This is a genomic window from Lactonifactor sp. BIOML-A5, from assembly GCF_009677585.1.
GTDB lineage: Bacteria > Bacillota > Clostridia > Lachnospirales > Lachnospiraceae > Lactonifactor.
In genome coordinates, this window is record NZ_WKYV01000057.1 from 1 (window position 1) to 4666 (window position 4666).

General features: G+C 47.7%; 5 protein-coding genes and 1 riboswitch. All 5 genes read left to right on the forward strand.

The genetic code is table 11. From position 1 onward, the window contains the following. Nucleotides 1-325: 325 nt before the first annotated feature. Nucleotides 326-431, forward strand: a riboswitch (TPP riboswitch). Between the two features lie 103 nt (nucleotides 432-534). The 5 genes from cytX to thiD are packed head-to-tail and all read left to right on the forward strand — an operon-like array spanning nucleotide 535 to nucleotide 4604. Beyond that, on the forward strand, nucleotides 535-1722 hold the full coding sequence (gene cytX, locus GKG41_RS22895; protein WP_154263197.1) for a putative hydroxymethylpyrimidine transporter CytX: 1188 nt from the start codon (nucleotides 535-537) through the stop codon (nucleotides 1720-1722). Continuing rightward, nucleotides 1716-2540 carry a hydroxyethylthiazole kinase gene (thiM, locus tag GKG41_RS22900; protein ID WP_154263200.1) on the forward strand — a complete coding sequence of 275 codons (825 nt, stop codon included), beginning with the start codon at nucleotides 1716-1718 and terminating at the stop codon, nucleotides 2538-2540. Before cytX ends, thiM begins: the two co-directional genes overlap by 7 nt. Continuing rightward, on the forward strand, nucleotides 2527-3165 hold the full coding sequence (thiE, locus tag GKG41_RS22905) for a thiamine phosphate synthase (protein ID WP_154263203.1): 639 nt from the start codon (nucleotides 2527-2529) through the stop codon (nucleotides 3163-3165). The genes thiM and thiE overlap by 14 nt, the downstream gene beginning before the upstream one ends. Continuing rightward, the gene (locus GKG41_RS22910; RefSeq protein WP_154263206.1) at nucleotides 3162-3806 is read left to right on the forward strand and encodes an HAD family phosphatase; all 645 of its coding nucleotides are present in this window, start codon (nucleotides 3162-3164) and stop codon (nucleotides 3804-3806) included. The genes thiE and GKG41_RS22910 overlap by 4 nt, the downstream gene beginning before the upstream one ends. A gap of 3 nt (nucleotides 3807-3809) precedes the next feature. Continuing rightward, entirely contained in the window at nucleotides 3810-4604 is a 795-nt protein-coding gene (gene thiD / locus GKG41_RS22915; RefSeq protein ID WP_154263210.1) for a bifunctional hydroxymethylpyrimidine kinase/phosphomethylpyrimidine kinase, read from the forward strand. Nucleotides 4605-4666: the final 62 nt, after the last annotated feature.

Below are 4666 nucleotides of genomic sequence, written 5' to 3' on the forward strand. Positions count from 1 at the left end.
GGAGATTTTTTCGGCAGTCAAGGCCGAAAAAAAGTGAGCATGTGCAGAGAATGCACATCAAGCATTCTTTGCACATACGAACGGTGCCCCGGCGGGGATTCCGGTTTTGTCTTAGACTCTCTTCGCGACGGAGGTGTCCCCGGAACTTAAGCCTTCCTCCCGCCCCAACCAGCCAGCCCGCTGCCGCGGGATTTCTCTCACCGTCCCCCCGCCACCTCACACTTTCCGACTTGAATCACTTTAAGCTGAAGTCCAAGCCCTACACTCCTAAATTCCAATTATTTGACATATCCCCCATTTAGTGTTATCCTGATTTTAAACAAAATATTACAGTCAGGGGAGCCTGTGTGCAGGCTGAGAGGAAGTACTCAACTTCGACCCTTTAACCTGATATGGATAATGCCAGCGTAGGGAGATGAAATCAATAATCCGGAGAGACGTTTTGGCGTCTCTCTTTTTGCTTTCTCTAAAAACAGACAGGAAAAGAGGTGATGCATCTGCAATATCAGGGATTGTAAAAAAAGGAGGGAAACATTGATAGAAAAGAAAACATCCATTTTCGGCAGCAGTCTTATATGGTTTGGAGCTGCCATTTCCATTGCAGAGATTATGACAGGTACGCTTCTGGCGCCCCTGGGGATGAAAAAAGGGATAGCTGCTATATTGCTGGGGCATCTCATCGGGTGTGTGCTGTTTTATTTTGCAGGCCTCATAGGAGGTGAGACAGGAAAAAGCTCGATGGAAACCGCCAGGCTGTCGTTTGGACAGAAGGGTTCTCTTCTGTTCTCGGTTCTTAATGTCATTCAGCTGGCCGGATGGACCGCAATTATGATTATCGGCGGTGCACGGGCCGCCGGAAGTATCTCTGCTTCACTAACAGGAGCAAACATGGAATGGCTCTGGTCCCTGATTATCGGAGGTCTGATCCTGGTCTGGATCTTGATCGGCGTCACCGGTCTTGGGAAAATAAATACGGTAGTAATGTCTGCTTTATTTCTTCTCACCATTATCATGAGTGTTATTGTTTTTAAAGGAAAGAGTCCCAGTTTGGCGGAAGGCAGTATCAGCTTTGGAGCTGCTGTAGAGCTGTCCGTGGCCATGCCTCTATCCTGGCTCCCTGTCATCTCTGATTATACAAGGACAGCACAAAAACCGCGCTCGGCTACCCTCGCAAGCACAGTGACGTATTTTATTGCCAGCAGCTGGATGTATCTTATTGGAATGGGCGCCGCCGTGTACACCGCAGAATCTGACATTGCGGCAATCTTTCTGAAGGCAGGGCTGGGCGCCGCAGGCTTGATCATTTTTATAGCTTCTACTGTAACCACCACATTTCTGGATACCTACTCAGCAGGTGTCAGTGCTGCAAGTATCAGCAGTAAATTTAATGCCAAAAAGGTTGCTGTATTTGTATGCGTAATAGGAACAGCCTTGGCAATTCTGGCTCCTATTGAACAATTTGAGAATTTTCTGTATCTGATCGGATCTGTATTTGCACCTATGATCGCTGTTATGATTGCCGACTATTTTCTGCTGAAGCAGGATTTTTCAAGGGAATCCTTCAATATCAGGAATCTGATCCTATGGGGTGTGGGATTTATCATTTACCGTATATTTATGAGAATTGACACTCCGGTAGGCAACACACTTCCGGTAATGCTCATTATTATTTTGTTATCTGTCATTACATACCAATTTGTCAGGAGGACACAAACATGCTAGGAGAAATGCTTGAAAATGTTAGAAAAAAATCACCTTTGATTCAAAATATCACCAATTATGTAACCGCGAATGACTGTGCAAATATTACTCTGGCGTGCGGCGCTTCCCCTACAATGTCTGACGGGGAAGAAGAGGCAGTGGAGATGGCCACACTCTGTGACGGGCTGAATATTAATATGGGAACCCTGCACCCCCGTTCAATCAAAGCAATGCTGCTTGCCGGAAAACAGTCTAATGTATGCGGCCATCCCGTAGTTTTGGACCCTGTGGGGGCCGGAGCCTCTTCCTATCGCATGGAGACTGCAGCAGCTCTGTTAAGAGAGATACAATTTGCTGCCATTCGGGGAAATATTTCAGAGATAAAGACCCTTGCCAACGGAAAAGGAAGTTCTAAAGGAGTGGATGCTGACGCCGCAGACGCAATCACAGAAGATACCCTACCGGCCATGATAGCCTTTGCAAAGGAATACTCCGGAATTACCGGAGCTGTCATTGCAGTCTCAGGGGCCATAGACATCGTAGCAGACAGCCAAAAAGCCTATGTCATCCGAAATGGGCATTCTGTAATGGCTCAAATTACAGGATGCGGCTGTATGCTCAGCTCTCTCACTGCCGCTTATCTTGCCGCCAACCCCGGACATCTCCTGGAAGCTGCCGCCGCTGCTTCCATTGCTATGGGCATATGCGGAGAAATGGCTCATGATAAGATGATCGCACAGCAGGCCGGGAACTCGTCCTGCCGCAATTATCTGATCGACGCAGTCTATCATTTAACCGGAGCTCAGCTGGAGAAAGGAGCTAATTATGAACTGTACTAAGGAATCCATGCTTTTATATGCCATTACTGACAGAGCCTGGGTAGGTAAACAGACTTTGATGGAACAGGTGAAAGACTCTCTGGAGGGCGGCATCACCTTTCTTCAGCTTCGGGAGAAGGACTTGGATGAAGCCCGTTTTCTCGAAGAGGCGAACGAGATGAAAGCGCTAGCCTCAAAATACCGCGTCCCCTTTGTCATTAATGACAACGTTGATATTGCCCTTGCCTGCGGAGCAGATGGGGTACATGTGGGGCAGAGTGATATGGCAGCCTCTAAAGCCAGAGAAAAACTGGGTCCGGATAAAATTGTCGGCGTGTCTGCACAGACTGTGGAGCAAGCTTTGGCTGCGGAAAAGATGGGAGCTGATTATCTGGGAGTGGGGGCCGTATTTGCCACCTCTACAAAGGATGCGGATGTGATTTCCCGCGATACATTGAAAGAAATTTGCAAGGCAGTCTCTATTCCGGTTGTAGCAATCGGAGGTATTAATCACAATAACATTCTGGAGCTGACAGGAAGCGGCATTGACGGTGTCTCCATTATCTCCGGCATCTACGGGCAGCCGGATATTAAAGAAGCCTGCAGGAAGCTTTTGAAACTATCCAGGGAAATGGTGGAGCTATGAGGGCCGGAATAAAGGGGGCTATATTTGACGCAGACGGAACACTGCTGGATTCTATGTATCTTTGGGATAATCTGGGGAATGCCTATCTGAACAGCAGAGGAATCACACCCAGAGCGAATCTCAACGCCGTATTGGAAACTTTAAGTCTTCCGGAAGCTGCGGAATATTTCAGAGCGGAATACGGGATTAGGGAAAGCGCCGAAGAAATCATAAGCGGAATCCATCATATTATTTACTGCGGCTATAGAGATATGGTTCCCCTGAAGCCGGGAGTTGTCAAAGTTTTGAACTCTCTTTCTCAAATGGAAATTCCCATGTGCGTCGCAACTTCAACAGACCGGCCGCTGATTGAAGCAGCCTTTGCCCGCAATGGGATCGATAAGTATTTTCAAAAAATCATTACGTGCACGGAAGCCGGTACAAGCAAAAGGGAAAGCAAAATATACCTTCTGGCTGCTGACACCCTGGGAACCTGTCCAGAGGATACCTGGGTATTCGAAGATGCTTACTTTGCAGCACAGACAGCTAAAAATGCCGGTTTTCATTTGACAGGAATCTTAGATCCGTCAGAAAAAAACCAGGAACAACTCGCGGATATTTCAGACATATATCTGCATTCCTGGGACGGATGGGAGGAATAAAGTATGCATACAGTACTAACCATAGCCGGTTCTGACTCCAGCGGGGGAGCCGGAATCCAGGCAGATATAAAAACCATCACTGCGCATAACATGTACGCTATGAGCGCTATTACAGCACTCACAGCCCAGAACACCACCGGAGTATACGGAATTCAGGAATCCACCCCTGATTTTGTCGCCCGTCAGCTGGACTGCATCTTCCAGGACATCCCTCCGGAGGCAGTAAAAATAGGAATGGTGTCTAATGCTGAGATCATTCGTATCATCGTAGAAAAACTCAAAGAATATAATGCCAAAAACATTGTGGTAGATCCTGTTATGGTTGCCACAAGCGGAAGCAGCCTTATGAAAAACGACGCTGCAAAAGCGCTAATGACAGAGCTTCTTCCCATAGGAACCGTTATCACTCCAAATATCCCTGAGGCGGAAGTGCTGAGCGGGTATCATATCAGAAATACGCAGGATATGGAACAGGCCGCCAAAAAAATTGCCTCCTTTGTCCCTGGAGGAATTCTCATAAAAGGAGGCCATCTCTCAGACACTGCTGACGATCTTCTCTATACCCATGAAGCCTCCGCGTGGTACCGGACTGCGCGCATCGAGAATCCAAACACACACGGAACCGGATGTACGCTCTCTTCTGCCATCGCCTGTAATCTGGCTGCCGGACATTCCCTGACCGTCTGCATTCAAAATGCAAAGGACTATATATCCGGAGCCCTAAAAGCAAATCTAAATCTGGGGAAAGGCAGCGGGCCGCTGAACCATATGTGGCAGGAAAAGGGGGCTGTCGGTTAATATCGATTTTTGCCCCCTTACATACAAGGAAGAGACAATCCCATAGTATTCGGGCTTTTTCA